The organism is Muricoccus radiodurans, assembly GCF_050154705.1.
Lineage (GTDB): Bacteria > Pseudomonadota > Alphaproteobacteria > Acetobacterales > Acetobacteraceae > Roseomonas > Roseomonas radiodurans.
Genome location: NZ_CP189561.1, coordinates 155,708 through 175,040 on the forward strand (window position 1 = coordinate 155,708; position 19,333 = coordinate 175,040).

The 19,333-nt window shown below is 71.4% G+C and carries 20 protein-coding genes; 12 read left to right on the forward strand and 8 right to left on the reverse strand.

The genetic code is table 11. The features are described 5' to 3' along the window. Positions 1–73: 73 nt before the first annotated feature. Positions 74–817, forward strand: a complete 744-nt coding sequence (locus ACP6CK_RS00815; protein WP_426956875.1) for a glucose 1-dehydrogenase — start codon at positions 74–76, stop codon at positions 815–817. A 9-nt stretch (positions 818–826) separates the two neighbouring features. Here the strand turns inward: ACP6CK_RS00815 and ACP6CK_RS00820 are convergent, their stop codons facing one another. After that, a complete protein-coding gene (locus ACP6CK_RS00820; RefSeq protein WP_426956876.1) occupies positions 827–1,189 on the reverse strand; it encodes a GFA family protein in 363 nt (120 codons plus the stop codon). Between the two features lie 83 nt (positions 1,190–1,272). Here ACP6CK_RS00820 and pdxY point away from each other — a divergent pair, with 83 nt between their 5' ends. Together pdxY and ACP6CK_RS00830 are read left to right on the forward strand one after the other, a co-directional pair. Further along, the gene (gene pdxY, locus ACP6CK_RS00825; RefSeq protein ID WP_426956877.1) at positions 1,273–2,121 is read left to right on the forward strand and encodes a pyridoxal kinase PdxY; all 849 of its coding nucleotides are present in this window, start codon (positions 1,273–1,275) and stop codon (positions 2,119–2,121) included. Between the two features lie 111 nt (positions 2,122–2,232). After that, positions 2,233–2,538, forward strand: coding sequence for a hypothetical protein (locus ACP6CK_RS00830; protein ID WP_426956878.1), 306 nt, complete (start codon positions 2,233–2,235; stop codon positions 2,536–2,538). 27 nt (positions 2,539–2,565) lie between these two features. On the opposite strand, the gene ACP6CK_RS00835 is transcribed toward ACP6CK_RS00830, so the two are convergent. After that, positions 2,566–3,585, reverse strand: coding sequence for a YeiH family protein (locus tag ACP6CK_RS00835; RefSeq protein ID WP_426956879.1), 1,020 nt, complete (start codon positions 3,583–3,585; stop codon positions 2,566–2,568). 147 nt (positions 3,586–3,732) lie between these two features. Between ACP6CK_RS00835 and ACP6CK_RS00840 the strand changes: the two genes are divergently transcribed. From ACP6CK_RS00840 to ACP6CK_RS00855, 4 genes are all read left to right on the forward strand, one after another. After that, a complete protein-coding gene (locus ACP6CK_RS00840) occupies positions 3,733–4,737 on the forward strand; it encodes a TAXI family TRAP transporter solute-binding subunit (protein WP_426956880.1) in 1,005 nt (334 codons plus the stop codon). A gap of 7 nt (positions 4,738–4,744) precedes the next feature. Beyond that, on the forward strand, positions 4,745–6,628 hold the full coding sequence (locus ACP6CK_RS00845; RefSeq protein WP_426956881.1) for a TRAP transporter permease: 1,884 nt from the start codon (positions 4,745–4,747) through the stop codon (positions 6,626–6,628). Further along, entirely contained in the window at positions 6,625–7,656 is a 1,032-nt protein-coding gene (locus ACP6CK_RS00850; RefSeq protein WP_426956882.1) for an amino acid ABC transporter substrate-binding protein, read from the forward strand. Before ACP6CK_RS00845 ends, ACP6CK_RS00850 begins: the two co-directional genes overlap by 4 nt. A gap of 92 nt (positions 7,657–7,748) precedes the next feature. Beyond that, on the forward strand, positions 7,749–8,330 hold the full coding sequence (locus tag ACP6CK_RS00855) for a hypothetical protein (protein ID WP_426956883.1): 582 nt from the start codon (positions 7,749–7,751) through the stop codon (positions 8,328–8,330). A 68-nt stretch (positions 8,331–8,398) separates the two neighbouring features. Here ACP6CK_RS00855 and ACP6CK_RS00860 read toward each other — a convergent pair whose 3' ends face one another. From ACP6CK_RS00860 to ACP6CK_RS00875, 4 genes are all read right to left on the reverse strand, one after another. Next, positions 8,399–9,544, reverse strand: a complete 1,146-nt coding sequence (locus tag ACP6CK_RS00860) for an MFS transporter (RefSeq protein WP_426956884.1) — start codon at positions 9,542–9,544, stop codon at positions 8,399–8,401. Next, on the reverse strand, positions 9,541–9,873 hold the full coding sequence (locus tag ACP6CK_RS00865; protein WP_426956885.1) for a DMT family transporter: 333 nt from the start codon (positions 9,871–9,873) through the stop codon (positions 9,541–9,543). Before ACP6CK_RS00865 ends, ACP6CK_RS00860 begins: the two co-directional genes overlap by 4 nt. Next, positions 9,873–10,874 carry a glycosyltransferase family 2 protein gene (locus tag ACP6CK_RS00870; protein WP_426956886.1) on the reverse strand — a complete coding sequence of 334 codons (1,002 nt, stop codon included), beginning with the start codon at positions 10,872–10,874 and terminating at the stop codon, positions 9,873–9,875. The genes ACP6CK_RS00865 and ACP6CK_RS00870 overlap by 1 nt, the downstream gene beginning before the upstream one ends. Positions 10,875–10,972: 98 nt before the next feature. After that, positions 10,973–11,692, reverse strand: coding sequence for a class I SAM-dependent methyltransferase (locus ACP6CK_RS00875; RefSeq protein ID WP_426956887.1), 720 nt, complete (start codon positions 11,690–11,692; stop codon positions 10,973–10,975). A 174-nt stretch (positions 11,693–11,866) separates the two neighbouring features. Here ACP6CK_RS00875 and ACP6CK_RS00880 point away from each other — a divergent pair, with 174 nt between their 5' ends. Genes ACP6CK_RS00880 through ACP6CK_RS00900 form a run of 5 tightly spaced genes read left to right on the forward strand, consistent with a single transcriptional unit; the run spans position 11,867 to position 17,009 of the window. Further along, positions 11,867–13,507, forward strand: coding sequence for a hypothetical protein (locus ACP6CK_RS00880; RefSeq protein WP_426956888.1), 1,641 nt, complete (start codon positions 11,867–11,869; stop codon positions 13,505–13,507). Next, positions 13,504–14,334: an FAS1-like dehydratase domain-containing protein gene (locus tag ACP6CK_RS00885; protein ID WP_426956889.1), complete on the forward strand. Its 831-nt coding sequence runs from the start codon at positions 13,504–13,506 to the stop codon at positions 14,332–14,334. The genes ACP6CK_RS00880 and ACP6CK_RS00885 overlap by 4 nt, the downstream gene beginning before the upstream one ends. After that, complete coding sequence (locus ACP6CK_RS00890) at positions 14,327–15,238, forward strand: DMT family transporter (protein ID WP_426956890.1); 912 nt, start codon at positions 14,327–14,329, stop codon at positions 15,236–15,238. Before ACP6CK_RS00885 ends, ACP6CK_RS00890 begins: the two co-directional genes overlap by 8 nt. Continuing rightward, a complete protein-coding gene (locus ACP6CK_RS00895; protein ID WP_426956891.1) occupies positions 15,238–16,110 on the forward strand; it encodes a DMT family transporter in 873 nt (290 codons plus the stop codon). The genes ACP6CK_RS00890 and ACP6CK_RS00895 overlap by 1 nt, the downstream gene beginning before the upstream one ends. After that, positions 16,107–17,009: an MBL fold metallo-hydrolase gene (locus tag ACP6CK_RS00900; RefSeq protein WP_426956892.1), complete on the forward strand. Its 903-nt coding sequence runs from the start codon at positions 16,107–16,109 to the stop codon at positions 17,007–17,009. Before ACP6CK_RS00895 ends, ACP6CK_RS00900 begins: the two co-directional genes overlap by 4 nt. A 36-nt stretch (positions 17,010–17,045) precedes the next feature. Here the strand turns inward: ACP6CK_RS00900 and ACP6CK_RS00905 are convergent, their stop codons facing one another. Next, positions 17,046–17,381, reverse strand: a complete 336-nt coding sequence (locus ACP6CK_RS00905) for a hypothetical protein (RefSeq protein ID WP_426956893.1) — start codon at positions 17,379–17,381, stop codon at positions 17,046–17,048. 363 nt (positions 17,382–17,744) lie between these two features. Then, positions 17,745–19,331: an ABC transporter substrate-binding protein gene (locus ACP6CK_RS00910; protein ID WP_426956894.1), complete on the reverse strand. Its 1,587-nt coding sequence runs from the start codon at positions 19,329–19,331 to the stop codon at positions 17,745–17,747. Positions 19,332–19,333: the final 2 nt, after the last annotated feature.

The window sequence follows — 19,333 nt, forward strand, 5'->3', positions numbered from 1 at the left end:
CGGCCTGCCCGCCCGCCGCGGCCAAACGTCCAGACGCCGCGCCCCGACGCGCCCGCACCGACCGGAGCCCCCCATGCGCCTGCAAGGAAAGACCGCCCTCGTCACGGGCGCCGCCTCTGGCTTCGGGGAGGGGATCGCCCGGGCCTATGCCGCCCAGGGGGCCAGGGTCGCCGTGGCGGACCTCAACCTGGACGGCGCGCGGCGCGTGGCGGGAGAGATCGGCGGGATCGCCCTTGGCGGCGACGTCTCGAAGGCGGCCGACGTGCGGGCGATGGTCGAGGGGACGGTGTCGGGCCTCGGCGGTCTCGACATCGTGGTGAACAATGCGGGCTGGACCTATTCCCGGCAGCCCTCCCTCGACGTGGAAGAGGAGGCCTTCGACAAGGTCTTTTCGGTGAACGTGAAGTCGCTCTACCTCATGGCCCGGGCGGCGCACGGGGCGATGAAGGCGCGGGGCGGCGGGTCCTTCCTCATCGTCTCATCGACCGCCGGACTGCGGCCGCGGCCGAACCTGACCTGGTACAACGCGACCAAGGGGGCGGCGAACGTCATCACCCAGGGGCTGGCCCAGGAATGGGCGGCGGAAAACATCCGGGTGAACGCGATCTGCCCGGTGATCGGCGGGACCGGGCTGACCTCGGCCTTCATGGGCATGGAGGACACGCCGGAGAACCGGGCGGGCTTCCTCGCGACCATCCCGCTCGGGCGCTTTTCCACGCCGGCCGACATCGCGAATGCCTGCGTCTGGCTGGCGGAGGACGCCTCCTCCTTCATCACGGGCGTGCTGCTGCCGGTGGATGGCGGGCGCTGTGCCTAACGGCACGCGCTACCAGAGGTTCCGGCCGTCGATGACGGTCGCGGCGTCGAAGCCGTCGATCAACCACGCGTTCACGGCGATGCGCCGGGTCGTGCCCTCCCAGCTGCCATCCGGCTGGAAATCAGGGCTGTCCGAGTGCGTCGCGCAGCCGCAGGTCGGGCTGAAATGAGGGGCGACCTGCCGCGTGTTCCACCGGTGGGTCGCGAGCCCGCGCTCCGGCGCCGTGGGGCGGAACTGGGTCGGCTTGCATTCGGCATGAAGGGCCCCGCGCTTGCAGCAGAAGCTGCAGGTGCAACGCGTCACCGCCTGTGGCAGGGCGGCCTCCATGGTGAAGGCGTTGGCGCCGGGATGGCAGCTTCCGGTGAGCGGCAAGGGCAGCCTCGGGCGTTCCGAACGGCTAGGGCCGGCCCTCACGGCTTGACCGACTGATCCTCTCAGCGGACGGAAACGACAGAATGAACATCCTCTCGATCCAGTCCTGGGTCGCTTACGGCCACGTTGGGAATGCCAGTGCCGTCTTCCCGCTGCAGCGGCTGGGGGCGGAGGTCTGGGCAGTCAACACGGTGCAGTTCTCCAACCACACGGGCTACGGCGCCTGGCGCGGACAGGTCTTCGGGGCGGAACTCATCCGCGACCTCGTGCAGGGGATCGCGGAGCGGGAGGCGCTGCCGCGCTGCGACGCCGTCCTGTCGGGCTACATGGGCGACGCTGCGATCGGGGAGGCGATCCTGGACGCCGTGCAGCGGGTGCGGGAGGCGAACCCGGCGGCGCTCTGGTGCTGCGATCCCGTGATCGGCGATGTCGGCCGCGGCATCTTCGTCCGTCCGGGCATCCCGGAGTTCATGCGCGACCGCTGCGTCCCGGCGGCGACCATCCTGACGCCGAACCAGTTCGAACTGGAATGGCTGACCGGCCGCAAGGTGTCGACGCTGGCGGACGCGAAGGCGGCCTGCGCCGAACTCCAGGCCCGCGGCCCGCGCACGGTGCTGGTGACGTCCCTTCAGGTGGAAGACACGCCAGAGGATTCGGTGGACCTGATGGCGTCCGAGGAGGGGCAGGTCTGGCGGGTCCGCACGCCGCGGCTGCCGGTCTCGGTCAACGGGGCGGGGGACGCTATCGCCGCGCTGTTCCTGTATCACCGGCTGCGCTGGGGCGACACGCGGGTGGCGCTGTCCAACGCCACCTCCTCGATCTTCGGGCTGCTGCGCCGGACGGCGGAGGAGAAGTCGCGCGAGATCCTGACGGTCGCGGCGCAGGAGGAATTCGTCACGCCGTCCCGGGTCTTCGTTGCGGAGGGGTGCTGAACGGACGGGCGCTTTCGCCCGCGCGACGGACATGACGGGCCGCGCGATCCCGCCGCGCGGCCCGGAGCCTAGCTTGCAGCCCGCGACACCTCGTCGCTGGAAGAGAACCGCATGCTTCGTCCGTTCGGCCTCGCGGCCACCCTGCTGGCCACCCTCACGGCACCCGTCCTCGCGCAGAGCCAGGCGCCGATCGGCGTGCCGGAATGCGACGACTTCATCGCCCGCTACGAGCAGTGCTTAAGCAATAACGTCCCGACCGCGAGCCGCGCCCAGGTCGGGGCCGCGGTGATGCAGATGCGCGAGTCCTGGCGCGCGGTGGCGCAGAGTGCGCAGGCTCGCGAGGCGCTCGGCCCGCAATGCGTTCAGCTGCGCCAGGCCGTGGCCCAGTCCATGGCGACCTACAACTGCCGCTTCTGACCGCTCGCGGGGCCGGCGCCGCCGGCCTCAGCCGATCAGGCGCACGCCGGCATAGGCCACCGCCGCGATGAAGAGGCTGCTCGCGACGCCCAGGACCAGCGGCGCGGCGCCGCGCAGCCGCAGGTCCTTCAGGTCCGTGGACAGGCCGAGCGCCGCGACCGAGGCCGCCATCAGGATGGGGACGACGGCGCGGGACAGGGACACCGCCGCATCGGGCACCAGACCGGCGGAGCCCAGGACCACCATGCCCAGGAAGCCGAACGCGAACCAGGGCACGGCCACCTTCGCCTCCCCGGCCGAGCCGCCGGAGCGGGCCATCCAGGCGCCGAGGGCCAGGACCGCCGGGGCGAGAAGGAAGACGCGCGCCAGCTTCATCACGGTCCCGGCGCGGGTGGCCTCGTCGCCGCCCGCGGCGGCCGCGCCGACGGCCTGGACCACCTCATGCACCGAAGCGCCGGCCCAGAGCCCGTAGGCGCGCGCATCAAGCCCGAGCGGGGCGGCCAACAGCGGCCAGAGAAGCATTGCGGCGGTTCCGCAGAGGGTGATCACGGCCAGGGCATAGGCCACGTCCCCGTCGCGTCCCCGCGCCACTTGGTTGGCGGCCACGATGGCCGATGCCCCGCAGATCGCGGTGCCCGTCCCGATCAGGGTGGCCAGAGCCGGTTCAACCCCCATCCGGCGGCCGAGCCAGATGGTGAAGGGCAGGGTGGTCCCGACCACGGCCATTGCGACCACGAGCGCACCGCCGCCGAGGGAGAGGAGCGCGCCGAGCGTCACCTGAAGGCCCAGCAGGACGATCGCGAAGCGCAGGACAGGCCGCACCGCGGCAGCGATGCCGGGCTTGATCACCCCCGGCAGCCCGAGTGCGGCGCGAAGCCCGATGCCGGCGACCAGCGCCACCACGACCGGGTTCAGCGCCGCGAGGCCGGTGGCGTTCCGCACCCCGATCGCGAGGGCCGCGATCGCGAAGGACACGGCCAGTCCGGGCAGAGCGAGGCGCCAGAACTCGAGGCGGGAGGGGCGCGCAGCGCCGGCGGTGGATGCCATTGGGGTCCGTGTCGGAAGGCCCCGCACGCTGGCCCTGGGCGCGGGTCCGGTCAACGGGCGGGAGTGGATGCCAGGGGCACGGCTGTTGCAGGGCCAGGCCGGACCCGTTCATCATCCTTCCCCAGCAACGGCTTCCCGGAGGCGATCATGCTCCCCCCCTTCTCCCGCCGCCCCTTCGCCCGCCGTGTCGTGCTGGGCGGTGCCCTGGCGGTGCCCTTCGTCCGCACCGCGCTGGCGCAGCAGACCTTCGAGTATGTCGCAGGGTCGCTCGGCGGCGGCTGGTACACGATGGCGGCGGGGCTCGCCTCGCTCATCCGGGACGAGAATCCGGATATCCAGCTCCGCGTCGTGCCGGGCGGCGGGCTGGCGAACTCCACCCGCGTGAACAACAACCAGTCCCAGATGGGCTGGGGCATCGACACCTTCACCGCCGCCGCCGTGCGGGGGGAGGAGCCCTACACCGCGAAGCACGAGCGCATCCGCACCCTCGGCACGGGGTACTCGCCGACCGAACACAACCTGCTGCGCGCCGCGGACAAGCAGCCGGAGGACCTGCGCGGCCTGCTGACCCAGCGCGGGTTGCGGATCGGCTGCCCGCAGCGCTCCTCGACGGACGAGATGACGCTGCAGCGCATCCTGCGCTTCCTCGGCACCTCGCCGGACAAGATCCGGTCCGAGGGCGGGCGCTACCTCAACGGGTCCTACAACGACATCGCGGCGGCCTTCGGGGACGGGCAGGTGGACTACCTCTACGTCGCGCTCGCGAAGCCTGCGGCGATCCTGACGGAGATTGGGCAGGGCCGGCGCTCGGCACGGCTCGTCGGATTCCCCGACGACCTGCGAAAGCACATGATCGATACCTATGCCTATAACGAGGGCATCATTCCCGCCGCGACCTATCCGCAGCTCCAGTCGGCCGACCTGCCGGTGACGACGATGGACAGCGTGATCATGGTCCACGACTCCGTACCGGAGGACGTGGCCTATCGCATGACCCGCACGCTGATCCGCGCGAAGGGGCAGCGGCTGACGCAGATCCACGCCTCCATGGCGGGCTATGATCCCGCGACCTCCTGGCGGTACTCGGGCGCCCCGCTCCATCCCGGCGCGATCAAGGCGTACCGGGAGGCCGGCGTGATGCCGGCGGCCTGAGCCTCACTTGCGGAACCTGCGCGGGCCACTCGGGCCGATCCTGACCGGGTGGCTGGCGCTGGCGAGCGCCGTCCACCTCTATTTCGGCGGCTTCGGCTTTCCGGAGCCGATCGCGATGCGGGCCTTCCACCTGCTGGCTTTCGTGCCGCCGATCTTCCTGCTCTGGCCGGCGGTGAAGTCCAGTCCGACAGACCGGCCGACGGTGGTGGACTGGCTGTGGTTCGCCGCCGCGGCGGCGCCGCACGTCTGGGTCTGGGTCTACGCGGGCGCGGTCTCGGACCGCATGGAATACGTGGACCCCTTCTCCGGCATCATGGCGGTGATGGCCGTGTTGGCGATTATCACCCTGCTGGAGGCGACGCGGCGGGCCGTGGAGCCGGGGCTTGCCTGGATGGTGATCGGCAGCCTGGCCTACATGCAGTTCGGCCACCTGCTGCCGGGCGTGCTGAACACGCGCGTCTTCACGGCGAACGAGATCCTGGAGGCGTCCTGGCTCGTGCCCACGGCGGGCGGGGTCTACGGGCCGTTGACCGGGATCGTCGCAACGACCATCGCCGTCTTCATCATCTTCGGGTCGTTCATGCAGGCCAGCGGCACGGGGCGGCTGTTCAGCAATCTCGGCGCCGCGGCGGCCGGGCGCTACACGGGCGGCCCGGCGAAGGTGGCGGTGATCACCTCGGGCCTGTTCGGGACCATGTCAGGCTCGTCCGTGTCCAACGTCATCACGACCGGGGCGATGACGATCCCGCTGATGAAGCGCATCGGCTACCGCCCGGCGGTCGCCGGAGGCATCGAAGCCGCGGCCTCGGTCGGCGGCGCGATCATGCCGCCGGTGATGGGGGCGGCCGCCTTCGTCATGGCGGAGATCACCAACATCCCCTACGGCGAGATCGTGGTGGCGGCGGCGATCGGCGCCGTCCTCTACTACTTCGCCATCCTGGCCGCGGTGCACTTCGAGGCGAAGCGGGCGGGGATGACCGCCATGCCGGCCTCCGAGATCCCGTCCTGGCGGGAGGTGCTGGCGGACGCCCACCTCGTCCTGCCGATGGTGGTGTTGGTCTACCTGATGATGGAGCGCTGGTCCGGCAACTTCGCCGCCTTCTGCGCCACCATGGCCATGATCGTCATCGCGACCCTCCGGCGGCGCACGCGGATGACGCCGCGGGTGATCTTCGATGCGCTGGTGCAGGCGGGGTTGACGATGGCACCGCTGGCGGTCGCCATCGCGGGGGCGGGGATCGTGGTGTCCGCCCTGACCGCCACGGGCATGGTCGTCGCCTTCGGGGGCATCATCAAGGACCTGGCGGGCGGGTCGTTGCCGCTGTTGCTGGTCCTGCTCGCGACCACGGTTCTTGTGCTCGGCATGGGGTTGCCCACCACGCCGTCCTACATCATCGCCGCCGCGATCGGGGTGCCGCAGCTGATCGCCATGGGCGTGGACATGCTGGCGGCGCACCTCTTCATCTTCTACTTCGCGGTGCTGGCGGACGCGACGCCGCCCGTCGCGGCGGCGGCCTTCGCGGCGGCCTCGGTCGCGAAGGCGCCGCCGACCATCACCTCGGTCCATGCGACGCGCTTCGGGATCGCCGGGTTCACCGTCGGCTTCGCCTTCATCTACGACCCCGGCGTGATGCTGCGCGGCGGGCTGCTGGAAATCCTGGTCGACTCCTCCGTGCAGGTCTTCGCTCTGCTGGCGATCACGGCCGCCTATGCCGGTTACTTGATGTCGCCGCTCGGGATCGCGGGCCGGCTGCTCCTGGGCATCGCTGGGCTCTTCGCTGCCTTCGGCTATGTCTTGCCCGGGGAGGCGAGGCTGGCCATCGTGCTCGCCGCGATGGCGGCGGTCTGGGCCCTGGGTCGGGCCGGCGCGCGCGAGGGGAGGACGGCATGACGCTCAGGATGGCATTCGCTGCCGCGCTGCTGGCGCTGGCCGGGGTGGGACAGGCCTCGGCCCAGCCGGTGGAGCCGGGGCCGACCCTGCGCGCGGTCCGGGCCCGCGGCGCGCTGGTCTGCGGCGGCCATCCCGGCGCGCCCGGCTTCGGGGCGATGGACAGCCGGGGCGTCTATCGCGGCCTGGACGCAGACACCTGCCGGGCGATCGCCGCAGCCGTGCTCGGCGACGGGGAGAAGGTTCGCTTCCCGATCCTCACCTCCGCCACGCGCTTCACCGCGCTGCAATCCGGCGAGATCGACGTCTTGCCGCGAACGACCACCTGGTCCCACACCCGGGACACGGCGAACGGCCTGAACTTCACGGCCGTCACCTTCTATGACGGCCAGGGCTTCCTCGTCCGCCGGACCCACAACATCAGCCGGGCGCAGGAGCTGGAGGGGGCCTCCATCTGCGTGACCGCGGGCACCACCTCGGAGCTGAACCTCGCGGACTGGGGGCGCAGCCGCCGCGTGACCTTCCGCCCCGTGGTCTTCGAGAGCAATGACGAGACGCGGCGCGCCTATGAGGCGAACCGCTGCGACGCCTACAGCACCGACGCCTCCCAGCTGGCCGGCATCCGCAGCGCGCTGTCGCGTCCCGAGGACCACACCATTCTCCCGGACATCATCAGCAAGGAGCCGCTCGCCCCGGCCGTGCGGCACGGGGACGATCAGTGGTTCGACATCGTGCGCTGGACGATCTTCGCCCTCATCGAGGCGGAGGAGCTGGGCGTCACCCAGGCGAATGTCGAGCAGATGCTGACCAGCGAGCGGGTGGAGATCCGCCGTCTCCTCGGGCAGGCCGGGGATCATGGGCCGATGATGGGGCTGGACCGGCGCTGGGCCTACAACGCCATCCGCGCCGTTGGCAATTACGGCGAGGTGTTCGAGCGCAACCTCGGTCGCGGCAGCCCCGTCGGCCTGCCGCGGGGGGTGAACGCCCTGTGGACGCAGGGCGGGCTGATGTACGCGCCGCCGATCCGGTAGGGCTGCCGGCCACGATCTTTCGGCCGCAAACCCTTCCTCAACTTCCCCGCGCGCGAGAATGCCGGGGGCGATCACGGGAGTGGGGAACGAGCATGATCAAGGTGGGCAACGTTTGGCAGTCCGAGTTTCCGAACGCCCAGGGCGTGCGGCGCCCGATCGTGGCGAATAGCGGCCAGGTGACCGTCGCGTCGTACAAGTCGCTCACGGGCGGGCATTCGATGATGTACCTGGAATTCATCGACATCATGGGGTTCGCGGTCACCCGCAAGATCCACCTGCTGGCGGGGCTGGGTGGTTCCCAGTCGGCGGAATCGACGGGCTCGGGATCGAGTGCGAGTGGCTCCGGCATCAACGAGATCGAGATCGAGGACGAGGAGACCGAGGTCAACAAGGAGAGCGATCGCCGCGCGGCCGACTACTACTACACAGGGTACCCGATGAACGACGCCCAGCGCGCATCGCTGGAGGCGGCGGTCCTGCGCTTCAAGACGAAGAACGCCAACGGGCGCTACACCTATCGTCTCGCCGGCGGCGTCATCGGTCGCCTCACCACCCGGCCAAAGACGCGCGGGGTCAACTGCGCGGACTTCATCATCAAGGTGCTGGACGAGGCCGGCATCACGCGGATCAAGAGCAAGATCTTCAACACCCCGTCCCGGATCGCCGGTCACTGACGTGGCATGGCAGAGGGGGAGCGCGACCGGCGCCTTTGACCTGATCCTGACACCGACCGGCCGCTCCCTTACCCGGTCGGGGCCCGTCGGATGGCGCCCCGGAGCAGGACCAGGGAGGCGAGGCTTCCGGCCGCGCAGGCCAGCAGGGTCGCCCGCGGGCCGCCGAGGGCGAGCAGCGGCGCGAAGAGGCTCGGCGCCGCCGCCATCCCGAAGGTGACCCAGCCCATCACCCGGCCCTGTACCGCCGGGTAGCCGGCCGGGCCGGAGAGTTCCAGGACGCAGGAGGGGCGCATCAGCGCCACCAGCCCGCCGCCGACGGCGTAGAGCGTGACGAGGGCCAGCGCCGGAAGCCATCCCGGTAGGAGGGCGACGAGGAACGCCGGCGGCAGCAAGGACATCGCGAGAAGGGCGGTGCTCAGGGCCGAGCGGTGCCGCCCGGCCGTCATCTCCAGCGCCCGCGCGGCCACCTGGATCGGCCCGAACAGGGCGGCCATCGCCACGGCCCCCGCGCGTGTCAGTCCCGAGGATTCCAGCAGGGCGATGAGGTAGATCGAGACGCCTGAGGTGACGATGACGCTGAGGGTGAACGCGGCAGCGAGCCATCGCAGGCAGGGCGTCCAGCGAAGCGGTGCGGGCGGTCCGGCTCCCACCGCGGCGGCGCCCGGCGGGGCCACCCACCAGTGCAGGACGGCACAGCCGAGATTCGCGGCCGCCGTCGCGAGCAGGGCGCCGCGCCAGCCGAACTCGGCCTCCAGCCAGGCCAGCGCCGGCCAGGCGAGGGTCGCGGTCATCCCGGTCATGAGAGAGAGGATGCCGATCCGCCGCCGCGCCTCGGCCGGGCCGGCCTGGACGATCGCGGCATTCGCGGGCTCCGACAAGCAGAGCGGGGCGGCCAGGCCCAGCACGGCCCAGGCCAGGACGAAGATCGGCCAGGAGGTCGCCGCCGCCATCGTCGCCATCCCGGCCGCCATCACGACCGACCCGGCCGTCATCACCGGCCGGGCCCCCTGCGCCGCGATCAGCCGCCCAACCCGCGGCGCCAGCAGCGCCGACAGGGAGAGCATGAGGGTGATGCCGATCGCGGCAGAGCCCTCCGGCAGCCCCAGGGCCCGCTCCTGCGCGGCGCCGAGGACGGGCGGCATGAAGTAGGTGCCGCCCCATCCGACGATCTGTCCGGTGGCAAGCCCGCCGACGAGGCGGGAGGCGGGGTTCACGCGCTGGCCAGCAGCACCACGCCCACGCCGATGAGCCCGACGGCCGCCAGCTTCTGCACGCCCAGCGCCTCCCCGAAGGCGAAGTGGCCGACGAGCACCGCCACCACGTAGGAGGCGGCGGTGCAGGGCAGCGCGACGCTCATGGGGATGCGCCGCAGCGCCACGATGTAGAGCAGCGCCGCCCCGCCATAGAGGCCGAGGCCGACGATCGTCTGCGGGCGGAAGAGCTGGGCGATGAACCCGCCTTCCGCGACCGCGCCGGACTTCAGCAACACCTGGCCCGCGAGGGAGGTGACGATCGCCGCCGCGAGCGCGAGCCAGTGGGGCATCACGGCGCGGTCGGTTCCGTCTCCCGCGCGGCGATGCGGGCCGGCTCCGCCCGGACCACCTCCCGCACCACGCCCTGGGGCGTGCCGTTCGCCGAGAGGAAGGCGCGGCCGACATACTCGCCGAGCACGCCGAGGATGAGGAACTGCACGCCGAAGAGGAGCAGGGTCACCGTCATGGTGGAGGCCCAGCCGGAGGGGGTTTCCCCGGTCAGCGCCTCGCCGATCACGAACAGGGCGGCGATCAGCCCGAGGAAGCCCATGGCCACCCCGGCGAAGACCGCCAGCCGCACCGGCAGCAGGGAGAAGTTCGTGGCGAGGTTCAGCCAGAGGCGGACGAGGCGCTTGAGCGTGTAGTTGGAGCGTCCCTCCATCCGGGCGAAGTGCTTCACCTCGATAGAGGCGATGCGCTGCGTCACCTGCATGATCAGGCCGTCGATATAGGGATAGGGGCCGCCGTAGCGGGTCACCTCCCGGACGACGAGCGCGCTCATGCAGCGGAAGGAGGAGAGGTAGAGCCCTTTCGGCTTGTCGATCAGCAGGTCCGCCACCCAGTTGGCGAAGCGGCTGCCGAGGTTGCGCCAGCCCTCGTGCTCCTTCACGGCGTAGCGCGTGTAGACCACGTCGAAGCCGCCCAGGCGAGCGTGGTCGTAGAGCTTCAGCACCTCCTCCGGCGGGTTCTGGAGGTCGTCATCCATGGTGATGACGTAGGCGCCGCGGGCGACCCGCAGGCCGGACATGACCGCGTTGTGCTCGCCGAAGTTGCGGGCGTGCTCGACATAGGTGAGCGGCACGGTCGCCGTCGTTGCCAGCTCCCGGCACACGTCGCCCGAGTTGTCGGGAGAGCCGTCGTTCACCAGGACGATCTCGATCCCGCCGGCCGGCTGGAGGACGGAGAGGGCCTCCACGAGCTTCCCGACCGTGGCGGCGCCGCGATAGACCGGCACCACGATGGAGAGGCCCACGGGGGCCGGGAGTGAAGCCATCGCTTCGGCGGAGCGCATTTCGTCGGAGTCCTCGGGGCGTGATCGCCAGCGGGGTAGATCACGCATGCTCTTGTCGGTCCTGGGGCCGCTTTGTGTCAGGAAAACGCATACCGGCTTCAGCCCCGCGTGGCGACGACCAGCACGGAGCCGCCGGCCGGGAAATGGAACGGCGCGCGGCGCTCCACCTCGGTGACCCCGTGGAGCAGCCTGTCCAGCCAGGGCGGGAAGTCGCCCACGTCGCTGGCGTGGTCCCCGCGCGCCAGGACCTTTCGCTGCAGCACCATCAGGGGCAGGAGCAGCGAATTCCAGTAACGGGCCGTGACGTCGCGGAAGCCGGCGCCGGCCACGAGGCGGGCCGCGCCCCGCGCCGTGTAGCGGCGGGCGTTGTGGACCCGGACGTCATGGGCCGAGAACATCCAGCGATAGGCCGGCAGGTTCAGGACCAGCGTGCCGCCCGGCGCCAGGACCCGGCGCAACTCGGCCAGGGCGCGTGCCTCCTCGACCCCGGCATGGGAGAGGACGTCCACCGAGACGGCGGCGCCGAAGCGGGCGTCGGGGAAGGGCAGGGCGTTGATATCCCCGCCCCCCACGGGCAGGCCGGATTTCCGGGCCGCCCGGCCCGCCGCGGCCGGATTGAATTCCACCCCGGCGGCCGGGCGCCCACCGTCCGCGAGGTGCCGCAGGAAGCCGCCCGTGCCGCAGCCAGCGTCCAGGATCGGCAGCACCTCCACGCCCGGCCGGGCCGTGAGCGCGGACAGCAGCCGGGCGTGGATGGCGCGGTACCACCACATCCGGTCCTCGACCGCGTCCATCAGCTCGTACTCGGCGTCTTCCACGCGGTCTCCGAAGGGGATTGGGCCGGCGCGGGGGCTTGTGGCAGCGGCCACGGGCGGGGACAAGGCGGTCCCGCCCCTCCCTTGCCGCAATCCGGGCCTAGGACGGCCGGGCACCCGGCGCCGCCGCTTGCGCTGCCGTCGCCGCCCTCCCAGGATCATTGCGCGAAGCGCCCGATGAACGCCCCCGTCCAGCCCACGCCGCCGCCGCGGGCCACCCTTCTGTCGGAGCCGGCCGCCGCGGCGCCCGCGACCTCCGCCTCGCCGCTCACGCGCTGGATTCCGCCTTGGGTCTCCGCCCGGGGCTGGCAGGTCGCGGCCCTGCTCCCGGCGGCGCTGTTCCTGCTGACCGTCCTGTCCCCCCCGCTGAATCACGACGTGGCCGCGGTGCTGAACTTCACGGAGCGCTGGCTGGCGGGGGAGCGGCTCTATTCCGACCTGATCGACGTCAACCCGCCGCTCATCTTCGTCCTGAACCTCCCGGCGGCGGCACTGGCGCAGGTCACGCCCCTGAGCGGGGTGGAGTCGCTGCTCCTTCTTCTCGTGGCGTTCTGCGGGCTGTGCTGGTGGCTCTCAGCCCGGCTGCGGTCCGGAATGGGGGAGGGGCCGATGGAGGCCGCCTGCCTCTCGGCGGTCATCCCGCTGGCCATGGTCCTGCCCGGCTATGACTTCGGGCAGCGGGAGGTGCTGATGGGCACCGCCGCCATCCCCTATGCCCTTCTCGCGGCGCGGCGGATGCGCGGTCTGCCGACCGGGCGCTGGCTGCTCCTGGGAACCGCGGTGCTGGCGGCGCTCGCCTTCGCGCTGAAGCCGCACTTCCTGGGGGTGCCGCTGCTGGTGGAACTCGCGGTGCTGCTGCACCGGGGCTGGCGGAACCTCGGGCGGTCGCTGCGGGACCCGGTGCCCTGGCTCATGGCGGGGGTCTGGGTCCTCTATCTCGCCTCCATCCCGATCCTCTTCCCCGACTATTTCGGCCATGTCGTGCCGCTGGTGTGGAGCTACTACGTCGACCTGGGCGGGCTCTCGGGCTTCCGGGTCTTCCTGGTGGAGGAGATGGGCGAGGCCACCGTCTTCTTCGTCATGATCTCGACGATCGCGCTGGTCCGGCGCTTCGGGCCGGCGGCCCTCACGCTCTGGGCCGCGACGGCGGGGGCGATCATCGCGGCCTGGGTGCAGCACAAGGGCTGGTCCTATCACGTCGCGCCGACCTGGATGCTCGGCAGCGTGACCGTGGCCGCCATGGTCGGCCGCTGGCTGGACGGTGCGCTGCCGGCTGTCCGGGCCCGGGCGGCGGCGCCGGCCGTCTCCGCCCTTCTGGCGGCCGCCTTCTGCCTGATGATGGTCCGCGGCGGAGAGGCGCCCTTCCGGGAGATCACCTTTGAGGACGGCAAGGGGGGGCGGCTGACAAACTGGCTCCGCACCAACGCCTATGGGGAGCGGTTGCTGGTCCTCACGCCCGACATCTGGCCGATCTATCCCGCGCTGAACTACGCCAATTCCCAGTCGACGCTGCGCTTCATGAACCTCTGGCTGCTGCAGGGCGTGAACCGCACCTGCCCGGAGAACGGGGAGCGCTACCGCCAGCCCTGGGAGATGTCGCGGGCGGAGTTCTTCGTCTACCGCACCGTCGCGGAGGACTTCGCGCGCGCGCCGCCCTCGGCCGTGCTGGTGACGCGTCACGTCGGCATCCCCTGGTGCGGGCGGGAATTCGACTTCATCGAATATTTCAACCGCCACCCCCTGTTCGCGGAGGCCTTCCGGAACTACCGGCAGGAGGGAGAGATCGAGGGCTACAAGCTCTTCGTGAGGAACGAATGACGGCGGCCTATCCGGAGTATATCGGGCGGCAGGAGGTCCGCGACGACAGCGCCGATCCTCGGCTGGCCACGGGGATGGCGGCGACGGTTGGCCGTTCGCTGGACGGGGATGAGTGGCCGCCGCTCTGGCACTGGCTGCTGTTCCAGGACTGGCGGATGCCGGAGGAGCTCGGCCCGGACGGGCATCCCCGCCGCGGCGGCTTCCTGCCGCCGGTGCACGACCTGCCGCGCCGGATGTGGGCCGGCGGCCGCGTGACATTCCAGGCGCCGATCCGCACCGGCGACGCGCTGACGCGCACCAGCACGATCCTGTCTGTCACTGAGAAGGCGGGTGGCTCCGGCCGCCTCGTCTTCGTGACGGTGCAGCACGCCGTGGTGGGCCCGCGCGGCCCGGTGCTGGAGGAGGAGCAGGACATTGTCTATCGCGGGACGGAGGGCGCCGCCGTGCGCGCCGCCCCGGCCGCGCCGGCCTGGCCCGACGCGGCGGAGGCCTCCCTGGTCCCCGATCCCGTGATGCTGTTCCGCTATTCCGCCCTGACCGGGAACGGGCACCGCATCCACTACGACCACCCCTATGTCACGGGGGAGGAGGGGTATCCCGGCCTCGTCGTCCACGGACCGCTCCAGGCGACGCTGCTCGCGCGGCACGCGCTCGACATCGCGGGCGCCGGGGAGCGCCTCGCCCGCTTCGCCTATCGCGGGCGGCGCCCCTGCTTCGACGGGCGCCGGCTCGCCCTTCTTGGCCGGCGCGACGGGTCGGCGCTGCGGCTGGAGACGCGGGACGAGGATGGGGCCACCTGCCAGGAGGCCGAAGCGGGTTTTGTCTGAGTCCCCGGCGTCGGGCGCCCGGCCGGACGAGGCGCTCCGCGGCGTCGGCCTGATCGCCCTCGGATTCCTGGTGATCACCTTCTCGGACGCGGCGGTGAAGTGGGTTCTGCCGGAGATCGGCGTCGCGATGGCGATGATCTGCCGCGGGACCCTGGGCGCGGTGGCGGTCTATATGCTGTCCGGCATGGCGCGGATGCGGGCGGTGAACCGACGTCTCATGCTCTCGCGCTGCGGGCTGCACTGCGTGGTGACGGTGGCCTACTACCTCGCCTGGTTCGGCGGACTTCCCTTGGGGGACAGCTACGCCATCGCGGCCTTCGCGCCGCTGGCGATGACGGTGCTGGCCATCCCGATGCTGGGTGAGGCGGTGGGCTGGAGGCGCTGGGCGAGCACCGGGGGCGGCTTTCTCGGCGTGCTGATCATGGTGCGGCCGGGCGGAGACCTCTGGCGCTGGGAGGCGGCGGTGCTCTTCGTCGCGGTGATCATGATGGCAGTGACGCGGATCTGGACGCGCGTGCTGGCGCGGACCGACCGGCCGGCGACGATCGCCTTCTGGCTCATGGTGGCCCATGTGCCCGTGGGGATCGCGCTGCTGCCGGTCTTCCCGCCGCCGATCGCGACGCAGGGGACCTGGCCCTCCGTCTCCGTGCTCATCGCGATCCCCGTGCTCGGCCTCGGCAATGGGTTGGCGCATCTTCTCTTCGCCCGAGCCTTCGCGCTGGCCCCGGTCGGGCTGCTGGCCCCTTTCGAGTACCTGCCGCTGCTGACCGGCACGCTGCTCGGGATCCTCGTCTGGGGGGACGTGCCGGCCTGGACCACGGCGGCGGGGGCGGCGGTGATCGTCGCGGCGGGACTGTACAACCTGCACCGCGCGCGGGTGCGGGCGCGCGAGGCGGTGGCCTGATGCCGCTGCGGCACGACCTCCGGCGCGGGGCGCTGCTCATGCTGGCGGCCACCGCCAGCTTCGGGGTGATGAGCGTGCTCGTGAAGCTGCTGCTCGCCCGCTACCCGTTCACCGAGCTGATGTTCTTCCGCAATGCGGGCGCCCTGCCGATCGTGCTGCTGGCGGGCTGGCGGAGCGGACGGCTCTTCACCACGCGCCGGATCGGCAGCCATGCCGGGCGGGCGCTCGCCGGGATGATGGGGCAGGGGACCGGCTTCTTCGCGCTCACGATGCTGCCTCTCGCGGACCAGATCGCCCTGAACTACACGCAGCCACTCTTCGTCATCCTCCTCGCCATCCCCTTCCTGGGGGAACGGCCAGGCCCGGTGCGCTGGGCGGCGGTCGTGCTCGGCTTCGTCGGCGTGCTGGTCGTGGCCTTCGGGCAGGGCGGCATCGGGGGCGGCGCCGCGCTCGGCTATGCGGTGGCCGCGGCGGGCGGCTTCTTCTCCGCGCTCTCGACGATGCTGGTGCGCCAGCTCTCGGCGACCGAGTCCACCACGACGATCGTCATGTGGCAGTCCCTGCTGATGGCCGCGATGGCCGGACTGCTCCTGCCCTTCGGCTGGGTGACGCCGAGCTTCGTGGACCTGCTCCTGCTCATCACGGTCGGGCTGATCGGCGGCGTCTCGCAGGTCATGCTGACGGAGTCCTATGCCAGCGCGCAGGTCTCCGCCCTCGGGCCGTACAGCTACACGGGGCTGATCTGGGGCGCGCTGTTCGGCTGGATCATCTGGGGCGATGCGCCGGGCTTCGGCATGCTGATCGGCGCCGCCCTCATCATCGCGGCCGGGCTGCTGGTGCTGCGCGGCGAATTCGGACGGAGCAAATCGTGACCATCCCCTTCCGCCGCGACGATCCGCTTCCCGTGGGGGAGGTCCAGGCGATCGCCCCGGGCATCCGGCGCCTCCTGTGCGGCAATCCCGGTCCCTTCACCTTCCGCGGGACGAACACCTATCTCATCGGGCGGGGCGAGGTGGCGGTCCTGGACCCCGGACCGGTGGACGCGGACCACCTCGCCGCGATCCTGCGGGCGACGGCGGGGGAGCGGATCACGCGGATCGTCATCTCCCACACGCACCGGGACCATTCCGCGGGCGCGGCGCCGCTGAAGGCGGAGACCGGGGCCGAGACCTTCGGGTTCGGCCCGCATGTCACGCCGCCCGAGGCGGGCGGAGAGGGGGGCGACCACGGCTTCATCCCCGATCACCGCCTGGCTGACGGCGCCCTGCTGGAGGGCCGGGATTGGCGCCTGACCGCCCTGCACACGCCCGGCCACTGCGCGAATCACCTCTGCTTCGCGCATGAGGGAGAGGGCGCGCCGGCCGGCATCCTGTTCAGCGCAGACCATGTCATGTCCTGGTCCACCAGCGTCGTCTCCCCGCCGGACGGGGACATGGCGGACTACATGCGCTCCCTGGCGCGCGTCGCGGCCCGTGACGATTCGTGGCTGCTGCCGGGGCACGGACCGCCTCTGGACGACCCCGCGCCTTTCCTCACGGCGCTGGCGGCGCACCGCCGGGAACGAGAGGCGAAGGTGCTGGACGCGCTGCGCGCCGCGACGCGCTCGGGCGGAACGGCCGCGGCGGCCGCGCTCGTATCTCCGGTCTACGGCCCCGATCTGGACCCGCGGCTGGCGCCGGCCGCGGCGCGCAGCCTGCTCGCGCATCTCGTGAAGCTCGCGGCGGAGGGGGCAGCCGAGTCCGAGGCGGACGGCCGCTACCGCGCGCGTTGAGAGGCCTGTGGGCCTGAGGCCTCCGACAAGGACGCCCTAGCCGCCGTTTCGCCAGCGGACGGGGACAGCCAGCTCCTGCGCGCGGCCACGGCGGCCCTCTAGTTGCAGCATGAGCGTCCAGCTCCGGGTGCCGGTGTCGTAGCTCGGCGGGTCCTCCGCCCGAGCGCCGCAACGCCGGGCGTGCCCGACGAGGACGGCGACGTGGCTCCACATGTCGTGGCCAGCCGGAACGTCCGCCTGATGCTCGACGCTGTCCAGGACGTACCAGACGGTCTGTCCACGCGCGCCGCCGGTCTGGGAGGCGCCGTCGAAGCCGCTCAGGCCTTGGCTCGTCGGGATGTTGGCCGGGCCAGAAACTCGACTGCGGCGCATGATCGCAAACATGGTTCCTCCAACCAGCTCGCTGGGTTGTCTAAAAATGACGCAAATTCGTCCAAAATGAAAGAGGAAAGTTAACGAAAGGTTGTAGAGAGCGTCGGGCGGCTGGACGCGTAAACGGGCGCGCATGCGTGCGGGAACAAATAGAGAACATCTCGCCTTCGAGGGTTGTTCAAATCCATCAAACCGGGCTGGATGAACACGGGAAGCCGGATCCTTCCCGATCCAGCCAGGGGCGCTCAGGCCGGTGTGGCTGGCCTGTTCAGGTTCGAACCCCTGCGAGAGGACGCTGGCGAGAACCTCCCCGGCTCACCTGCTGGCCGCCCTGCCCTGAAGGCGCGGGCGGCCACCCCGGCGTCAGTTCTTCTCGACGTTCCAGAAGAGCATGACCGGTGCATCGAGCACGGCCGAGATGTTCGCGCGCCGCGCGTAGGGCTGGTCGTACTGGCCGAGCACGCGATAGGGCTGCATCTCCGCGAGGCGCCGATGCAGTGCCTCGGTCGCCGCGCGGCGGGCGGCGTCGTCCGGTGCGTCCACGACGGCGGCGCGCAGTCGCTCGGCCTGCTCGTCGCAGGGCCAGCCGGACCAGGCGCGGTCGCACGCCATGTTCGTGCCGATGTTGGTGATCGGTGACTGCATCGTCGCGCCGGAGGCGGTGGTGACGAAGAGGTTCCAGCCCCCTTCCGACACCGGGCCGCGATTCTGCTGGCGGGTCGTCACCGTGCCCCAGTCGGCGATCTGCAGGTCGATGTTGAACCCGACCCGGCGCAGGTTGGCCGCCGCGACCTCGGCCATGCGGCCGATCGGCGCGATGTCCATCGAGGTGGAGAGCACCAGCCGCTCCCCGCGGTAGCCGCTCTCGGCGAGGAGGCGGCGCGCGGTCTCGAGGTTCGGCGTGGCGTAGGGCTCGCTGCCGACCTCCGTGCCGTTCGGCGAGCCGCAGATGTAGTAGGAGCCGCAGCGGCGCCACCAGCGCTCCTCCCCGAAGCCGGCAGCCATGAAATCGCCCTGGTCGGTCGCGTAGGCAAGGGCGAGGCGGGCGCGCGGGTCGTTGAAGGGCGGGAAGAGGTGGTTCGGACGCAGCATCGCCTGGTTGGACAGGCCGGTGTAGCGCTCCACCCGGATGTCGCGCGAGCGGGAGATGGTCGGGACGAGGTCCTGCGCCGGCTGCTCCCAGATGTCGATCTCGCCAGTCTGGAGGGCTGCGGCGGCCGTCGCGGGGTCGGGCATGATGTGCCACTCCACGCGGTCCACCCGCACCTGCCGGCCGCCGGCGAGGCCGCTGGCGGGCTCCGTGCGCGGCACGTAGTCGGTGTTGCGGTCGTAGACGATGCGCGCGCCGGTCCGCCATTCCCCGCGGTTGAAGCGGAAGGGGCCGGAGCCGATCGTCTCGGTCACCGGGCGGAAGGCATCGGTGCGCGCCTCCTGCTCCCGCATGATGATCGGGATCATCCCGACGGCGGAGCCGAGGGCGAAGGGGACGAAGGAGGCGGGGCGGTTCAGGCGAAGCGCAATGGTCCGGTCATCCACCGCGTCCACGGAGGTGACGTACTCCTTCAGCTTCCCGCCCACCGTGTCCCGAGTCATCCAGCGGTTGAGGGAGGCGACGACGTCGCGTGAGGTCACGGGCTGGCCGTCATGGAATCGCACCCCGTTCCGCAGGGTGATGGTGTGGGTCAGCCCGTCCGCCGAGACCTCGTGCCGCCCGGCCATCTGCGGCTGCGGGTTGAGCGAGGAATCCCAGGCGAAGAGGGATTCGTAGATCATCAGCCCGTGCATGCGGGTGATGACGATGGAGGCGGAGACCGGGTCGAGCGTGCGCAGGTCCGCGTGCGGCGCGACGCGCAGCACGCGGTTCGGGGCGGGCTGCGCCATCGCCGGTGTCGAGGCCAGAAGGCCCGCGAGAGCGGTGCAGGCAAGCGCGATCCGGCGCAACGTCATCATCC